Below are 17216 nucleotides of genomic sequence, written 5' to 3' on the forward strand. Positions count from 1 at the left end.
TTAATGGAGAAATCTAATCGGTATGTTATACCTGAGAGACGGATGAGGAGTTACCCAAGGGTTGTAAAAGGAAAACCTCAAAAATACCCAAGAAAAAGCCAGTCAATCTCTTAACTGACTGGCATTACCGACCTGCGGAGCTTTTTCATGTTTAATTTACAGCGCGTACTGCGAGCTTATTCTGGTAATGGAATAAACTGTTTATCACTGTTTTGCACTTTACGCTCACCAACCACCACTTGCAGCTCTAAAGACTGTTCTTCACGTTCAATCAGGATATTCACCGGCTGGTTCGGTTGCTGCAGCGCCACATAATTAATCAGGTGTGATGTTGAGCTAATCTCTTCATCATTCACTTTCAGGATTTTATCGCCACGGCGAATACCGGCTTTGGCCGCAGGACCATTGGCCAAGACATCTGCCACCACCACGCCACTTTGTTTTGGCTCCAGAATATTCTGTTGCTGTACCGGCAATAAGCTAATACCTAACCAGCCACGTACCACGCGACCATCTTTTAAAATCGAGTTCAGTACCTGCTGACAGACCTGTGCCGGAATAGCAAAGCCAATCCCTAAAGAACCGCCCGATTGCGAGAAAATTGCGGTATTGACCCCAATTAAGTTCCCGGCCACATCAATTAGCGCACCACCGGAGTTCCCCGGGTTAATGGCAGCATCAGTCTGAATAAAGTCTTCATAGGTATTAATGCCTAAATCCGAACGGCCGGTCGCGGAAATAATCCCCTGGGTGACGGTTTGACCCACCCCAAACGGGTTACCAATCGCCAGCACCACATCACCGACTTCATTGCCACTGAGTTTAAATGGTAAAACCGGTAACTGATCCAGCTCAATTTTAATTACCGCCAAGTCGGTATCCGGATCGGTGCCGACCACTTTTGCCTCGGCACGGCGGCCATCATGCAGAGCCACCACAATCTGATCAGCCTGGGCAATCACGTGGTTATTCGTCAAAATGTAACCATCGGCACGTACAATCACCCCAGAACCGAGGCTGTTTTCATTAGGTCCCTGGCGATATTGTTCCGGTAACTGATCACCAAAAAATTCACGGAATGCCGGATCATTAAACAAAGGATGATTAGGCTGCTTGATTTTCTGGGTGGTAAAAATATTGACCACGGCCGGTGCTGCTACTTTTACGGCAGCACTATAAGACACCACCCCGCCAGTACGGGTGGTATCAATCAGCGGTTCTACTTTTTCAGCAGGCATTTTCACCCCATCCGGGGCAACGGGAGCTTTCGGTTTTTGAAACTGTTGCCAGCCCAAAAAGCCAATAACCACAATAATAAGTAACACCCAAGGTAACCATGTAAAGGTCCGGCGCACAGCTCTATCCTCTAAAATTTTTTAATTCATTGATGACTAAGTAATTTATGACCTATTGTAAAGCGAAATACATAAGGAAACATAAAAATCACTAAAGAGTTTTGTGCTGCTTTAGTTACAATTCAAAATATGTTTTGATGACAACAAAATTTAAGGCTTTTGAGAGATTTATGGCTAAGCTGCATGACCTGATCCGCTGGTGTGATCAAACCTTAAAATCAGCCGAGTTTAAAGACTATGCCCCAAACGGCTTGCAAATTGAAGGCAAACCGGAAGTCAAAAAAATTCTGTGTGCGGTAACTGCATCACAAGATGCAATTGAAGCCGCCATTGCCGAGCAAGCCGATGTGCTGCTGGTGCATCATGGCTATTTCTGGAAAGGTGAACCCTACCCGATTACCGGAATGCGCGGTAAACGCATTAAAAGCCTAATCCAGCATGATATTTCACTGGTAGGTTATCATTTACCGCTCGATTCACATCCTGAACTGGGCAATAATGCGGCCATTGCTGATATTTTGGGACTGGAGCAACTGGAAGCACTGGACCCGAGTGAACGTCATCCGATTGGCAATATTGGCTATTTAAAACAGGCCATGTCACCAGAAGCGTTTAAAGCCCTGTTAAGTGAAAAACTGGGGTTTGATACCATTCATTTACCGGCCAATCCAACCGAAATCCGCAAAGTCGGTTTCTGTACCGGCGGCGCGCAGGATTATATTCATAAAGCCGCAGCGCAAGACTGTGATGCCTATATTTCTGGCGAAGTGTCAGAACGTACCTTTTATGAAGCCAAAGAACTGGGCGTCCATTATTATGCCTGTGGCCATCACGCGACTGAACGCTACGGTGTACAGCGTTTGGGGCAGGCGCTGGCACGCGAATTTAATCTCGAATATGTCTATTTCGAATTGAATAATCCGATTTAAAACTTGGGAGATGAATTGAGGCTGGCTTATACGTATAAATTAAGGATTTATTGTGTAATGTTATTTATAAGCAATGCGCAATTTTGTTGAATAATCTATTACAATAAGCCGACTTAAACTCAAAACCCAGCATAAGCAAGGAATTGAAAACATGACAACGATTACTTTACCAGCATTACCATATGGTTACGAAGATCTTGCGCCGCACATCAGCAAAGAGACTTTAGAATTTCACCATGACAAGCACCACAACACCTATGTTGTGAACCTGAACAACCTGATCGCAGGTACTGAGCTTGAAGGTAAAACTTTAGAAGAAATCATCAAGGCAAGTGCTGGCGATGCTTCTAAAGCAGGTATTTTCAACAATGCTGCACAAGTATGGAACCACACATTCTACTGGAACTGTATGGCGAAAAACGGTGGTGGTAAACCTACTGGTGCAATTGCAGCGAAAATTGATGAAGCTTTTGGTTCATACGAAAAATTTGCTGAAGAATTTGCAACTGCTGCTGCAACTCAATTCGGTTCAGGTTGGGCATGGTTAGTGGCTGACGACGTAAACGGCAAACTGTCAATCATGAAAACTTCAAATGCAGATACGCCAATGGCGCACGGCAAAATTGCAGTATTAACGATTGACGTTTGGGAACACGCTTACTACATCGACTTCCGTAACGCACGTCCTAAGTACATCTCGACTTTCCTTGAAAGCCTGGTGAACTGGGATTATGCCAACGCGAAACTTGCAGGCCAACCAGCTGGCGTAGAAAAATAATTTTATTTTTCTGTGTAAAAAATCACCCTTTAAGGGTGATTTTTTTATTTTTAGGGAATAACTGCATAAATCTAAGGCAAATGATTCATTTGTTTAAATAATCTGGTTGACGACCGGCGCATTCCTCCCTAAAATGCGCATCAGATTCTCCAATAGCTCAGTCGGTAGAGCGACGGACTGTTAATCCGCAGGTCCCTGGTTCGAGCCCAGGTTGGAGAGCCATCTAATCTCCCATAGCTCAGTCGGTAGAGCGACGGACTGTTAATCCGCAGGTCCCTGGTTCGAGCCCAGGTGGGAGAGCCAAGATTCTAAAAACCCACTCCAGTTGAGTGGGTTTTTTTATGGCGTTTAGATTGGGGGATTCAATGAGAATCATCATCCTAAAATAGCCCCTACCTGTACCACGGCACCCTGCCCGTCATAGACCAGTAAAAGCCACACACCAAGCTTTCTGCTTCCAAACGCCTTCATTCGTTTATTTTTAATTCAGTTAAACTGAAAAACTACATTTTTTCAGGCCGCGGACTTGACCACCTGCCCTTTGCCGCCTAGAATGCGTTTCAGATTCTCCCATAGCTCAGTCGGTAGAGCGACGGACTGTTAATCCGCAGGTCCCTGGTTCGAGCCCAGGTGGGAGAGCCAAGATTCTAAAAACCCACTCCAGTTGAGTGGGTTTTTTCTTTATACAAGTATGTGTTGTGTTCAATAGCGCTCAGTCGACTTTCTTCTTTATTGGCTGCCTGGCCACACTGGTGCTGATGCTGCTGGTGGTAGCTTCCTATTTGCGCCCCAAACAGAAATATTTTCCGAAAAAAGTCATTACCCCGTTTGAAGCCAAGATGTTTGCCCGTTTAAAGCAGGCTTTTCCCGAACATCATATTCTGGCTCAAGTTGCTTTTAGTGCGTTAATTACCAATAGTAACTACAAGATCCGTTCCCGCTTTAATCGCAAGGTCACCGATTTTGTTTTGCTGGATCAGCAGATGAATGTGGTGATTATTATTGAACTGGATGATCCCACTCATATTGGCAAAGAAAGTGAAGATGCCGAGCGGGATGCCATGTTGCTTGAGGCGGGCTATCAGGTGATCCGATACACGGAGATTCCGAGTATCAGACAATTGCAGCAGGATATTCTTTAATTAAGGCGCTACAGCTTCAGAAGCTGCTGGTTTCGCATTGGCCTGTTGTTGAGCTTGTTGCTGCGCCTGCTGCTGTTCAGCCGCTTCACGCGCTTTAATCCGCGCAATCATCTCTGCCTGCTGCTGTTTGTATTTTTCCTGATTTTTCGCATCGCTGTTGACAGCCAGAAACGCCATACTGACCAGAAAAACAGGAATCAGCAGACCTAAACTGGCCAACAGAATAATCTTTTTGGTATTGGGTGGCTGATTCGGTCGTTGCTGTTCAGGCGCGGTCATGAGAGAGTCCTCTGTCAGATGCATCAAAATGACGCTCAATATAACAAAATCATTTTCGAGGACAAAGCCTCTGTTGATGTTTGCTTGAACCTGAAGATACAACACAGCCGCCTGTACGGCTACAGACGGCTGCGTTACAGATCACGTCAGACTGCTCATCTACCCGATTAGAGGTTCAGCTGAATCTCGCCAAAAACCTGAGTTAAACAGGCCAGATGATCAAAGCCTTGTTCTGGTGTGTCCTGCATCCGCCAAGCCACATAGCCATCCGGACGTACCAGCACGGCACCGGCATCGGCAATTTCCGATTTTTGCTGCCAGGTGGCATAGACATCGCGATGTTCACGTGAACCAATCTGAATCACATCCAGATAGTCCAGCTTTAACCGGGCCGCTGCCGCTTTCCATGCTGCACCCGATAAACCGGTCAGTAGCGTAAAGCGCCCTTTACCGACAATATCCAGGGTGGAATGTTTATAGCCCTGCGCATCAATCAGCCAGGTATGCGGTAGTTTGGCACCCGGACGTGTGGTGGCTTGCAAATACAGCTGCGGATCCTGTACAAAGATTTCTTCATCTGTTTCTGCCAGCACGGCATTGGACAGATAACGCTGGTTTAGCTCCACCCCTTGAGCATTAAACTCATAATGTTTAATCGCCAGCGCCTGATACAGCTTTTCCCGAATCTCGGCCGCTTCCGGTGTTTCCGCAAAAATCCGCTGCAACATCTCGGCCTGGGTCTGCACGCCCTGATCAAAACCAAATACTGCTTTTAAGTGCTTATAGTCAAAACGGGACTGGTTGGCACGCGCCACAATCTGCTTGCCCACCGGCGCCCGTTCATCACTATAAGAGTCCAGTAGCGCTGGCTTGGCCCAGCCTTTAAGCACATAAGCCAGCTTCCAGCCCAGGTTAAACGCATCCTGCATACAGGTGTTGGAACCTAAACCACTCGATGGCGGATGACGATGTACCGCATCGCCACCACAGAACACACGCCCCACCGAATACTGGGTGGCCCAGGTCTGATTGACATACCAGTAAGATACTTTTTCAATTTCGACCTGCTGCACCTCTTCACCCACAAAGGTGTTCAGTCGCGCCCGAACCTGGGCTTCGGTGACTTGCGGCTCGCCTTTGCTGATATCAAAGCCCCAGCCCATAATCCATTCATTCCAGGGCTGAATGGCACGTAGCAATCCCATGCCCAAGTCACCAAAACTGGCTTCCGGATTCACAATCCATTGTAAAATGGCCGGACGATGCGCCACGTATTTGGACAGGTCGGCTTTAAAAGTGACGTACACGGTTCCGGCACGCGCCATCACTCCTTCTAAGGGCAGCTTCAACTCTTCGACAATTTTCGAACGCGCCCCATCCATACCAATTAAATATTTGGCTCGCAGGCTAAATTCAGTTTGGGTCACCCGATTCAGGAAGGTCGCGGTTACGCCGTGCTCATCCTGAGTATGTGATAAATATTCGGTATTGAAGTTATAAATCGCACCGCGTTCGGCCGCATTCTTGACCAGCAGTGCTTCCATTTTCGGCTGGATCAGATCGACAAAGGGACATGGACTGCCTTTGATGTAATCGCCATGACGTTCATCGCCCGTGCCCCAGCAGCTCATCCGGGCAATTTCTTCCCCGACCAGACTGGTGGTGAGTAAACTTTCGCCCATCTGCTGCCACGGCGTGGCAATGGCTTTGACCTGCTCTTCAATGCCCAAGTCACGCAGAACTTCCATCGCACGCTGATTGGTAATATGCGCACGCGGACTGTTGGCCAGCCAGTTAAACTGGGTAAACAGCTGTACCCTGATGCCATAACTGGCCAAGGCCAGCCCTAAAGTAGAACCCGCCGGCCCCGTACCAATCACCAGCACATCAGTATCATAGTGTGTAGACATTCCGGACTCCTTTCACCGCTGTATCTGTTGCAGAATATTTGTATGCAGTGTAATCCGCTCCATCCAGCCCGCCTATTTCTATGCGTATAAACGATAGTGCTATTGGTTTTAGCTCTAGTCAGCTGCTGGATAAAACACATCGGCTGATGTGAAATGCAGTTCAGACTGTGTTGGGTTACACTAGGACGATGATCTGCACGGTGGATGAAAGTCATGGAATTACGGCATTTACGCTATTTTGCAGCGGTGGCAGAAGAACAGAGTTTTACCAAAGCAGCCGATAAACTCTTTACCGCCCAGCCCTCTTTAAGCCAGCAGATTAAGGATTTAGAAGAAGAAGTCGGGGTTCGTTTGCTGGATCGCTCCGCGCGGCAGATTCAACTAACCGATGAAGGCCGGGCCTTTTTACCTTATGCCTTGCAAGCGATTGAAAACGCCAAACTTGCAATTGCCGCAGCGCGTCAGGTGGCGCATCAGAAAAACAACCAGATTCATATTGGCTTATTGAACGTGGCCGAGCTGAAAGTGCTGCCGCTGATGCTAGAACGCTTGAAACAGGCCATTCCCAATCTGCAGATTCATATCCAGAGCCTGACCTGTCTGGAGCAGATTCAGCGCCTGAAAAATGCTGAGCTGGATTTAAGCCTGACCCGCTATGCCATTCAGCAGGATGATTTTGTCGATCTTCCCATTTTGTCAGAGAAAATCTATCTGGTGTCAGGGCAAAAATCTGCACCGACCAAGTCGCGGATGAGTGCTGAAGCCTTGCTGCAACAGCGGCTGATTATGTGCGAGCAAACCGCTTCTCCGGTGTTTTATGAACAGGTCACCCGGCAGGTGCCGATTGAACAGATGCCGGCCGAGCAGTTACTCTGGGTCACCAATGTATTGCAGCATATTAATCTGATTAATCTGGGGATGGGCTACAGTTTTGTGCCGGAATATCTGCTGCGCTTTCTGAATGAGCATGTGGCGATCATTGAAACCGATTTTGAAGTTCAGCCGCTCCATCTATATGCCAATTACCGTAAAAATAACCATAATCTGGCACTGCAGCTCATTACTCAGGAACTGGCCAAACTCGAAATCTCGGTCACTGAGAGCTGATCAGCCCCGATCTTCCGGACTGATCAGCGAGTTTTTCAGGAGGACATTATTGCGCAGGCATGTGGGTTTGAATAAAGCGCACCAGCTCGGCATTTCTCTGCACAATGGCCTGGGTATGCGAGGCACCCGGGACCAATTCATATTCAACCGTCGTCCCCCATTTCTCTTAAGTTATCTACCAGTGCCGTGGTGACAGCTGCCGGTACAGCAGTATCTGCCTCACCCTGAATCACCATAATCGGTGTATCCAGCTTTTTGGTGGCCGGCTGGTTAATGGCCAGGAAGCGCTTAATGGTTGCATTGTCCTGGAAATTTGCCGTCAGTCCCGGATAATCAGCCACAGCAAGACCACTATTTTCAGTAAAGGCATCTATATCTTCTCTAAAGGACTGCATCAGCTCGTCCAGACATTGGCCATTTTCACCATTGTTGCCTTCGGCTTCTGGCACAATATCCTGCGATTCCGGCTGGAAGATGCTGAGGTAATTAAAGTCCGGTTCATAGGCTTTAATGCCGACCGCGACATAGGCAGCATAGGCCATCAGTTCTGCATAGACATTACGGGCCGTTCCAACCGGATACAGACCAACACTCTCTGCCAGTTCCAGATCACGAATGGCCGCCGGCGCGACTTCCGCAATGATATAACCCAGACTCGAAGCCGGTGCTGCTGCCACTGCACCTTTATAATTGGCATCCTGATTGGCAAATTCCGCAGTACCTAAAGAGGCATGACCACCCTGTGACTGCCCCACCGACATCCAGGCACCATGCATGTGTGCACCCAGATCTTCTTTTAAGGCGCGTACTGAATAAATAGCAGACTGGGCCGCACTTTCTAAATGTAAATACGGATGAATACCCGGCGTGCCCAGCCCTTCATAATCTGGCGCGACAATCACATAGCCTGCGGCCAGTAAACTTTCCGCCATGGCCTTAAAACGCGGATTTAAACTGTTGCGACTCGGTGCACAATGATCAGCAATGCCCACTGTTCCATGTTCCCAGACCACCACACGCCAGCCATCTACCGGACGAGGTGCGGACGGATAAAATACCATGGCGGTAGCTTCTGTTTTCTGGTCACGTACATTTGGCATTTTATAGGTCATGACCCGGATGATCGCACCTTCAATACCATCTTGGGTATAGGCAGCATCAGATACAAAAGTTTTGTCACGGATAAAGTTAAAGTCATTATCATCGCCACCACATGCTGTAAATAACAGCGCCGAGGAGCAGGTTACCGCCAATAACAGTTTTTTAAATGTCGTTGTCATCTTGAATTCCTCTTTATCTTCTTGTTGTTAAGTACTCAGCCTGAGTTCTTTGAATTAAGCATAAAAAAAGCATCCTGCTCGGATGCTTTGTTGGCTTTTTGCAAGATCAGACCAAATGCATAAACCTAGAGAAGTGCAAGAAAAATTCCGGCAAAAATCATCAGCCCAACCCAACGGTTATGCCGAAAAGCCCAGAAACATTGCTGCGGATTGCGGTCTTTGGTTTTGTGCCATTGATAGATAAAATCCAGTGCCACCACAGCCAGTGCCACCAGACCAAATGGCATGAACAGATTTTCGATCCACAACGCCGCGCCAATCAGGAGCAGACTGATCAGCTGCAAGGCAGAAATAATCTCAATATCATAACGGCCAAATAAAATGGCGGTCGATTTCACCCCAATTTTGAGATCATATTCGCGGTCAGTAATCGCATATTGAGTGTCATAGGCCACAGTCCAGGCCAGGTTGCCAAAGTACAATAACCAGCAGGTTAAATCCGGGGTTGCACCCACCGCGGTATAGGCCATAGGAATAGACCATGAAAATGCGGCGCCCAGAAATACCTGCGGTAAATGAGTATAGCGTTTCATAAACGGGTAGATAAAAGCCAGAAATAACGCCCCAAACGACCAGTAAAAGGTTTCAAGCGGCAAGAACAACAACAGGCAGGCACTGGCAGCAACCAGCACCAGAAACACCATCACCGCTTCTTTAGCGCTAATGATGCCGGTGGCCAAAGGACGGGTTTTGGTGCGCTCAACATGGGCATCGACTTTACGGTCGGCAAAGTCATTAATGGCACAGCCTGCCGCACGCATAAAGATCACACCCAGAATCATTGGAATCAGCACACCTATGGTCGGTGTTCCCTGAGCAGCAATCCATAAGGCCCACATGGTTGGCCAGAACACCAGTTCGGTGCCAATCGGCTTATCAAAACGGCATAAATAGTAATAGGCTTCCAAGCGCTCACGCCAGGTAATTGAATGTGCAGTTGCCATGACTGTCCTTAACCACGTTGCTGTTGAAAAGAAGAATGTAGAAATTGCTCAAAGCTGGGCAAGAAACTTTCTTGCACAATAAATTTACAGCCATGCCAAGTATAGCAGCTCTGTCTGGTCCAGCCTTCGGGCAATAAAATCACCCGGCGCTCACAGGCCGGATTGGTACGTTGAAACAAAAACCGGCCAATCGGCTTTTTACCAATATGCTTGAACAGGCGTGCTTTTTTTTGCAGGCTTAAAATCGGAAAAATACTTTTGGCTTGAACCCAGGGCTGCTCTTCACAGCCATATAAATAGCTTTCCCGCACCCAGGAGGTATGCTGATGCGGCATGCCCAGCCATTTGGCATCTTCAAAGCTCAGGCGCTGGAAACTTTCGCGCAGTGGCTGTACCTGAAACTGGCCACCGGCCAGATCGGTTAATTGTTGTGTCAGAGAGCCCGGTGCATACAGCCATGTCTTCAATCCTGCAGGAATGGTCTGATCCTGAAATTGACAGGTCTGCTGGCCGCGCATCACTTATTCCCCTTTTATCGCTTGGCCTAGTGTAACTGAAATCTGTTACTAAACCATGGGCTTTTCAGCCAAAAAGCGCAAATGTCATATTCACTATCAATCTACCTCACCTAAATGAATATGAAGGCCATAAAAAAATCCGCGACAAGCGCGGATTTTCTGAGCATGAATCTGAGGTCAAATTACAGGCTGTAGTACATGTCTAATTCAACTGGGTGAGTAGTCGTGTTCAGACGACGAACTTCTTCAGTTTTCAGCTCGATATAAGCATCGAGCATTTCTTTTGTAAACACGCTACCTTTTAACAGGTAGTCATGGTCAGCGGCCAGTGCTTCCAGCGCCATTTCAAGGCTGTGAGCAACGGTTGGAATTTTTGCTTCTTCTTCCGGTGGAAGATCGTACAGGTTCTTGTCCGCAGCTTCACCTGGGTGAATCTTGTTCTGGATACCGTCAATACCCGCCATTAACAGTGCCGCGAAACCTAAGTACGGGTTCATCATTGGATCTGGGAAACGTGCTTCAATACGTTTGCCTTTCGGGCTAGACACGTAAGGAATACGGATAGAAGCAGAACGGTTACGCGCTGAGTAAGCCAGCATAATTGGTGCTTCGAAGTGCGGAACCAGACGCTTGTACGAGTTAGTCGAAGGGTTAGTAATCGCATTCAATGAACGGGCATGCTTGATGATACCGCCAATGAAGTACAGTGCCATTTCAGACAGACCAGCGTATTCATCACCCGCGAACAGGTTTTTGCCGTCTTTAGAAATCGACATATGCACGTGCATACCTGAACCGTTATCGCCTACCATTGGTTTAGGCATAAACGTCGCAGTTTTCGCGTATTGGTGCGCTACGTTCCACACCGCATATTTGAACTGTTGCACTTCGTCAGCTTTACGCACCATGGTGTTGAAGCTCACACCAATCTCTAACTGGCAAGATGCAACTTCGTGGTGATGTACTTCTACACGACCTGGGCCCATGATCTCTTCGATTTTTGCACACATATCTGCACGCATATCGTGGTGAGAATCAACTGGAGGAACCGGGAAGTAACCGCCTTTAACGCGTGGACGGTGGCCAGAGTTACCAGACTCGTAGTCTTTACCTGTAGACCAAGCCGCTTCTTCAGCAATTAAAGTGTGGCGTGCGCCAGACATATCGATGTCCCATTTCACTTCGTCAAATACGAAGAATTCTGGTTCTGGGCCAAAGAATGCAGTATCACCAATACCGGTAGACTTTAAGTAATCTTCTGCACGGCGAGCAATCGAGCGTGGGTCACGTTCATAACCCTGACCTGTAGATGGTTCGATGACATCACAAGTCACGACAACTGTTGGTTCCGCAAAGAATGGGTCGATGAAACCAGTTTCAGCGTCTGGACGTAAAATCATGTCAGATGCTTCAATGCCTTTCCAACCAGCAATTGAAGAACCATCAAACATTTTACCGTCTTCGAAGGTATCTTCATCGATACTGTCTGCAGGGTAAGTTACGTGCTGCTCTTTACCCTTAGTATCAGTAAAGCGGAAATCGACCCATTTTGCACCACTTTCTTGTATGAGTTGAAGGACCTTGTTCGCCATGCTCATTTTGCTCCAATGATATTTTGTTGCACACCCAAGTGCGTGTTAGTAGTTGGCAGTTATTAAGCAATTACCGTACCAACTTTTAAAAGCAAAGTTAAAATATTGAATTTCTTATGAGAAATTAAGATTTAGGGATTTTGCTTTGTGCCTATTATACTAGGGCTATACTGAAATGCACCATATTCAAGCACTCTTTGCGATTTTTCCTGCAAAAGATTTCTCGTGTGTATCAAAATAGTGCAAATAATCAGGTTTCATTTTAACACAGCTTAATAATACTGCTGTTTATTTCGCCAATTTCGCGCTTCATGCAATTTTTCTAATGAATTTCAGACTGGATTAATTGAGTGATTTATAGATAAAAACTCTTTTTTCCAGTAAAAATCAGATTTTCATTTATTTCTGCTTATTTTTTCTTCAAGTGCTTTTCTGTGCGCTTTTCGCAAGTCGTGCTCAGCTAAATTTTTATGCCCATTTTAAAATGCGCCATTTTGGTGAATCTGCGTCATTATGCATCATTTTAGGGGTTTGGCAGCAAGAGGGGTCAACATCACAGCGGACACGTAAAAGCCACAAGCTGAATGCAGCTCAGCCATAAACTTAAAAGATTTCATCTGTATAAAAGCTATTCTGCTTGAAAATGTTCAGCCGCACATGTTTATTTTTTGCTATGATGATTTGCACTGCGTTTTCCCCGCATTTTTTCGCTCGAAAAATAGCCGTGTTGTGACCTCCCTCCACTTTGGAAAACCAGGCATTTCAGGGAATTCTTCAAGCACAGTCAGGTGCATAAATTTTGACAGGTTAAGCTCATGCTTTTGATGATCGATAATTACGACAGCTTTACTTACAACATCGTCCAGTATTTTGGCGAGTTAAATCAAGAAGTTAAAGTCGTTCGCAATGACAGCGTCACATTAGAAGATATTGAGCGATGGCAACCGAAGTATTTGGTGATTGGTCCCGGTCCGTGCTCGCCATCTGAAGCCGGCATTTCCATTCCAGCGATTCAGCATTTTGCCGGCAAAATCCCGTTATTGGGCGTATGTCTGGGCCATCAGAGTATTGGTCAGGCCTTTGGCGGCAACATTGTACGGGCCAAAAAAGTGATGCACGGCCGTTTATCGGATATGTATCACAGCGATCAGGGAATTTTCAGCAATTTGCCCTGCCCGTTTTCTGCGACCCGTTACCACTCGCTGGTGATTGATCAGGCGACCTTACCAGAATGTCTGGAAGTCACCTGCTGGACCAATGAAGCCGATGGTTCCATGGAAGAAATTATGGGCGTGAAACATAAGACATTGCCGGTTGAAGGCGTGCAGTTCCACCCGGAATCCATTTTGAGCCAGCATGGCCACAAAATCTTCCAGAACTTTTTAGAAATTTATGCCTAATTTGCACAAAGTGAACACCATGAATATTCAACAAGCTTTAAATCATATTACAAAACAGATTCACCTGACTCAGCCACAAATGGAAGATGTGATGCGTGCCATCATGTCGGGCGAAGCCACCGATGCGCAAATTGGCGCCCTGATGATGGGTCTGCGCCTGAAAGGTGAAAGTATTGATGAAATTACCGCAGCCGCGCGCGTGATGCGCGAGTTCGCGATTAAAATTGACGTTAGCGATATTCCGTATCTGGTCGATATTGTCGGTACCGGCGGTGATGGCCAGAACCTGTTTAACGTATCGACGGCATCCAGCTTTGTGATTGCAGCCGCTGGCGCCACCATTGCCAAACATGGTAACCGCGGCGTATCGACCAAATCTGGTTCCTCTGACCTGCTGGAACAGGCTGGAATTAACCTAGACTTAAACATGCAGCAAACTGAACGCTGTATCCGCGATATGGGCGTAGGTTTCCTGTTTGCGCCGAACCATCATAAAGCCATGAAATATGCAGTTGGCCCACGTAAAGAACTGGGTATTCGCAGTATTTTTAACCTGCTCGGCCCGCTTACGAATCCGGCCGGAGTTAAACGTTTTGTGATTGGCGTATTCTCCAGCGAACTCTGCCGCCCGATTGCTGAAGTGATGAACCAGCTGGGTGCTGAACACGTGCTGGTGGTGCATTCACGTGATGGTCTGGATGAAATCAGTCTGGCATCTGCCACGACCGTAGCAGAACTGAAAGATGGGGAAATCACCGAATGGACCATTACTCCAGAAGAAGTGGGCATTGAATCGCAAACCCTCACCGGTCTGGTGGTGGAAAACTCGGCAGAAAGTCTGGCCCTGATTAAAGATGCACTTGGCAAAAATAAATCTGAACGCGGTGAAAAAGCGGCCAACATGATTGCCCTGAATGCCGGCGCCGGGATTTATGTGTCTGGTCTGACCAAAACCTATCAACAGGGTGTGGCACTGGCGCATGACATTATTTATGGCGGTCAGGCACTGGAAAAAATGGGCGTACTGGCCGAATTTACCAAAACCTTAAAACAGTACGAAGCTTAAGACGGCAGGATAAAATCATGGTGGATATCGCAAATACCATTTTAGGTAAAATTGTTGATCGCAAACAGGAAGAGTTTGCTGCACGTCTGAAACAGCGCAGTCTGAATGATCTGGAACAACTGGCCCAGGCCGCCACACCGGTGCGCGGTTTTGCCCAAAGCTTGAAAAGCAAACGTCCGGGCGTGATTGCAGAAATAAAAAAGGCCTCGCCATCTAAAGGGATTATTCGTGAAAACTTTAATCCGGCTGAAATTGCCCAGCAATATGAAGCTGCCGGTGCTGCCTGTCTGTCTGTACTGACCGATGTCGATTTTTTCCAGGGCGCTGATGAAAATATCGCGCTGGCCCGTAACCATTGCAGCCTGCCTGCACTGCGGAAAGACTTCCTGATTGATCCTTATGGTGTGGTTGAAGCTCGTGCGCTACATGCCGACTGTATCTTGCTGATTGTAGCCTGCCTGTCAGACCAGCAACTGGAAGAAATGTCGAAAACCGCATTTGAACACAATCTGGATGTACTGGTTGAGGTGCATGACGAAGAAGAGCTGGAACGCGCTTTGCGTTTAAGTGATCGCTGTCTGCTTGGCGTGAACAACCGTAATTTAAAAACCTTTGATGTGGATTTAAACACCTCATTGCGTCTGAAAAAATTACTCGATCCAGCACGTTTACTGGTAACCGAAAGCGGTATTGCCACCCCGGCAGATGTCAAGATGATGCAGGAGCATGACATTCATGCCTTCCTGGTCGGTGAAAGCTTTATGAAACAACCGTGTCCGGATCAGGCCTTTAGCGAGCTGTTTGGTACGCCGCAAAAGGTCTAAGTCTTGGTGCAGTTCAGGAGGCAGGTTTATCCTGAACTGTGCAATTGCACTGCCCTACTTTCATAGGGCGGTCATCTTCCTATATCGCCCCATCTTAACATCTCTCATTTCAAGCCAGATGCAGCGCCAAGCTGAATCCGTTTCAGTTCAAATCAGGCGTAATTCAGACTATACTGGATTGAAATTTTATCCTCCTATTTTCGATTATGAGCAAACACGATTCTTCGCTATCGAAAGAACAGTTTAAATTACTCAAAGACTTTAAAAAGCAGATCAGTAATCCGCATCCGCGCGTAGAGCCAGCAGCGCCGGCCATCAAAACGGCTGAACAGGAACAGGCCGAAGATTTTGAGCTGTTTCAAAAAGAAATGCGTGGGGTCCAGAAAATGGATCATGGCAATATCGCGCCAGTGGCCCAACTGGCCAAGAAAAAGCTGGATGCCCAGACGCTGGCTAAACGCGCAGCCGCCGAAGGCCCCATGCAAACTGATGAGACCATTTTGTCGGACACGCAAGCCATGCTTAATCCGGTGGGCAGTCAGGCCAGTTTAAGCTACCGCATTGCCACCTTGCAGCATAAGGTATTTGAAGATTTAAAAGCCGGCAATTTGCGCTGGTTTGAAGCGGTCGACCTGCATGGCTGTACCGTGGAAGAAGCCCGGGTGGCGGTGCTGCAAATTATCCAGATGGCCAAAGATGAAAACCAGAACGTGATTAAAATTGTGCATGGTAAAGGCCCGGAAGCCATTTTAAAAACCTATGTCAATGGCTGGTTACGTCAGCATCGCGATGTTCTGGCCTTTGTCAGTGCGCCGGAAAAACAGGGCGGCACCGGTGCGGTGCTGGTTCTGCTAAAACGTGCAGAAAAGAATCCAAAGTTTAAACAATAAGCGGATTTTTCCTCAAAAGCAGGCATTGTTGCGGTTTTCTGCTACAATGCCGTCCTTGTTCAATATCAGTGTAAGTGAACACGTCTTATGTCTATGCAGCAATCCTACGCAAACATTCTTACTGCCGTTGGTGAAGATTTAAATCGCCCTGGTCTCAAAGATACGCCTATGCGTGCTGCTAAAGCATTTTCGTATTTAACCTCGGGTTATAGCCAGACGTTGGCTGAAGTGACCAACAACGCCGTGTTCCCGTCTGATAACCGTGAAATGGTGCTGGTCAAAAATATCGAATTCTATTCGCTATGCGAGCATCACCTGCTGCCATTTTATGGCCGTGTGCATATTGCCTATTTACCGGAAGGCAATGTTTTGGGACTGTCTAAATTTGCCCGTATTACTGAAATGTTTGCGCGCCGTTTACAGATTCAGGAAAACCTGACCCAGCAGATTGCAGAAGCCGTGGCTGAAGTGACCAAAGCCCGCGGTGTTGCGGTAGTGATTGACTCTGCACACATGTGCATGATGATGCGTGGTGTTGGCAAGCAGGAATCGACCACACGTACCGTGTCATTTATTGGTGACTTTAAAACTGATAAAGATGCACGCCGTGAATTTTTAAGTGCCGTACCTGAAAGTTACTAAACCTAAATAATGCTGGAGCCTCGACATCTGTTGGGGCTTTTTTATATCCTGTTTCTTATACTACCGCTGGTTTCCCTATTATTTTAAGGAATGCAAATGTCTTCAATTTATTTAGCCGGTCAGGGCCTGACCCAAAGTGAATGCAGTGTCGACTTCCCGCGTCCGGATCGTTTGGTCAAAGGCAATCCCAAACGTGATACCTATAGTGCCTATGAACATCCCAATATGAGCTGTGGCATCTGGCAGTGCGAAGTCGGCGCCTGGAATATTGTCTTTGCTGACAATAAACAGGAATTCTTTAATGTGATTGAAGGCGTGGTGCGTATTCATGACCAGCACGGACAATATATTGAAGTTACCGCCGGTCAGGCCGGAATTATTCCACCGGGTTTTGTCGGTACCTTTGAAGTGGTTGCAGCAGTGAAAAAATATTATGTGGTGGTTGAGGCCTAAAATACCGCTTGAGCTTTTTGATGTTTTGGCTGGTTTTATCTTGCTGC

The 17216-nt window shown here is 47.2% G+C and carries 16 protein-coding genes, 3 tRNA genes and 1 pseudogene; 13 read left to right on the forward strand and 7 right to left on the reverse strand.

Annotated features, from left to right (window positions below; all coding sequences use genetic code 11):
* Positions 1-176: 176 nt before the first annotated feature.
* Positions 177-1355: a trypsin-like peptidase domain-containing protein gene (locus FTU86_RS04145; RefSeq protein ID WP_180048277.1), complete on the reverse strand. Its 1179-nt coding sequence runs from the start codon at positions 1353-1355 to the stop codon at positions 177-179.
* A 170-nt stretch (positions 1356-1525) separates the two neighbouring features.
* On the opposite strand from FTU86_RS04145, the gene FTU86_RS04150 reads away from it, so the two are divergent.
* From FTU86_RS04150 to FTU86_RS04175, 6 genes are all read left to right on the forward strand, one after another.
* Complete coding sequence (locus FTU86_RS04150; protein WP_005176501.1) at positions 1526-2284, forward strand: Nif3-like dinuclear metal center hexameric protein; 759 nt, start codon at positions 1526-1528, stop codon at positions 2282-2284.
* 151 nt (positions 2285-2435) lie between these two features.
* Positions 2436-3062, forward strand: a complete 627-nt coding sequence (locus FTU86_RS04155; RefSeq protein WP_005176500.1) for a superoxide dismutase — start codon at positions 2436-2438, stop codon at positions 3060-3062.
* Positions 3063-3208: 146 nt separating this feature from the next.
* Positions 3209-3284 (forward strand) — tRNA-Asn (locus FTU86_RS04160).
* Between the two features lie 5 nt (positions 3285-3289).
* A tRNA-Asn gene (locus tag FTU86_RS04165) sits at positions 3290-3365 on the forward strand.
* A gap of 263 nt (positions 3366-3628) precedes the next feature.
* Positions 3629-3704 (forward strand) — tRNA-Asn (locus FTU86_RS04170).
* A gap of 56 nt (positions 3705-3760) precedes the next feature.
* Positions 3761-4204, forward strand: coding sequence for a DUF2726 domain-containing protein (locus FTU86_RS04175; protein ID WP_160243433.1), 444 nt, complete (start codon positions 3761-3763; stop codon positions 4202-4204).
* Here FTU86_RS04175 and FTU86_RS04180 read toward each other — a convergent pair whose 3' ends face one another.
* Both FTU86_RS04180 and FTU86_RS04185 read right to left on the reverse strand, forming a co-directional pair.
* A complete protein-coding gene (locus FTU86_RS04180) occupies positions 4205-4483 on the reverse strand; it encodes a hypothetical protein (protein ID WP_127800411.1) in 279 nt (92 codons plus the stop codon). It abuts the gene before it with no gap.
* A 167-nt stretch (positions 4484-4650) separates the two neighbouring features.
* Positions 4651-6393: an FAD-dependent monooxygenase gene (locus tag FTU86_RS04185; protein WP_075167159.1), complete on the reverse strand. Its 1743-nt coding sequence runs from the start codon at positions 6391-6393 to the stop codon at positions 4651-4653.
* A gap of 213 nt (positions 6394-6606) precedes the next feature.
* On the opposite strand from FTU86_RS04185, the gene FTU86_RS04190 reads away from it, so the two are divergent.
* Positions 6607-7500 carry a LysR family transcriptional regulator gene (locus FTU86_RS04190; RefSeq protein ID WP_016659982.1) on the forward strand — a complete coding sequence of 298 codons (894 nt, stop codon included), beginning with the start codon at positions 6607-6609 and terminating at the stop codon, positions 7498-7500.
* 46 nt (positions 7501-7546) lie between these two features.
* On the opposite strand, the pseudogene FTU86_RS04195 reads toward FTU86_RS04190, so the two are convergent.
* The 4 genes and pseudogenes from FTU86_RS04195 to glnA form a co-directional block, all read right to left on the reverse strand.
* A pseudogene (locus FTU86_RS04195) lies at positions 7547-8780 on the reverse strand (alpha/beta hydrolase family protein).
* A gap of 125 nt (positions 8781-8905) precedes the next feature.
* Complete coding sequence (gene ubiA, locus FTU86_RS04200) at positions 8906-9784, reverse strand: 4-hydroxybenzoate octaprenyltransferase (RefSeq protein WP_005176488.1); 879 nt, start codon at positions 9782-9784, stop codon at positions 8906-8908.
* An 8-nt stretch (positions 9785-9792) separates the two neighbouring features.
* A complete protein-coding gene (locus FTU86_RS04205) occupies positions 9793-10302 on the reverse strand; it encodes a chorismate lyase (RefSeq protein ID WP_016659978.1) in 510 nt (169 codons plus the stop codon).
* Positions 10303-10484: 182 nt separating this feature from the next.
* A complete protein-coding gene (glnA, locus tag FTU86_RS04210) occupies positions 10485-11900 on the reverse strand; it encodes a type I glutamate--ammonia ligase (protein ID WP_171301053.1) in 1416 nt (471 codons plus the stop codon).
* 809 nt (positions 11901-12709) lie between these two features.
* On the opposite strand from glnA, the gene FTU86_RS04215 reads away from it, so the two are divergent.
* The 6 genes from FTU86_RS04215 to FTU86_RS04240 all read left to right on the forward strand — a co-directional run bounded on the left by FTU86_RS04215 (position 12710) and on the right by FTU86_RS04240 (position 17169).
* A complete protein-coding gene (locus FTU86_RS04215) occupies positions 12710-13294 on the forward strand; it encodes an aminodeoxychorismate/anthranilate synthase component II (protein WP_005176479.1) in 585 nt (194 codons plus the stop codon).
* 19 nt (positions 13295-13313) lie between these two features.
* Positions 13314-14360, forward strand: a complete 1047-nt coding sequence (gene trpD / locus FTU86_RS04220; protein ID WP_016659977.1) for an anthranilate phosphoribosyltransferase — start codon at positions 13314-13316, stop codon at positions 14358-14360.
* Between the two features lie 17 nt (positions 14361-14377).
* Complete coding sequence (gene trpC / locus FTU86_RS04225; RefSeq protein WP_005176475.1) at positions 14378-15184, forward strand: indole-3-glycerol phosphate synthase TrpC; 807 nt, start codon at positions 14378-14380, stop codon at positions 15182-15184.
* A 206-nt stretch (positions 15185-15390) separates the two neighbouring features.
* Positions 15391-16074 (forward strand): Smr/MutS family protein, encoded by a 684-nt coding sequence (locus FTU86_RS04230; RefSeq protein WP_180048276.1) that lies wholly within the window; start codon positions 15391-15393, stop codon positions 16072-16074.
* A gap of 93 nt (positions 16075-16167) precedes the next feature.
* Positions 16168-16716, forward strand: a complete 549-nt coding sequence (gene folE / locus FTU86_RS04235; protein ID WP_005176473.1) for a GTP cyclohydrolase I FolE — start codon at positions 16168-16170, stop codon at positions 16714-16716.
* 96 nt (positions 16717-16812) lie between these two features.
* On the forward strand, positions 16813-17169 hold the full coding sequence (locus FTU86_RS04240) for a cupin domain-containing protein (protein ID WP_005176472.1): 357 nt from the start codon (positions 16813-16815) through the stop codon (positions 17167-17169).
* Positions 17170-17216 lie beyond the last annotated feature (47 nt).

The sequence above is a fragment of the Acinetobacter sp. YH12155 genome (assembly GCF_013418255.1).
GTDB classification, from domain to species: Bacteria; Pseudomonadota; Gammaproteobacteria; order Pseudomonadales; family Moraxellaceae; genus Acinetobacter; species Acinetobacter indicus.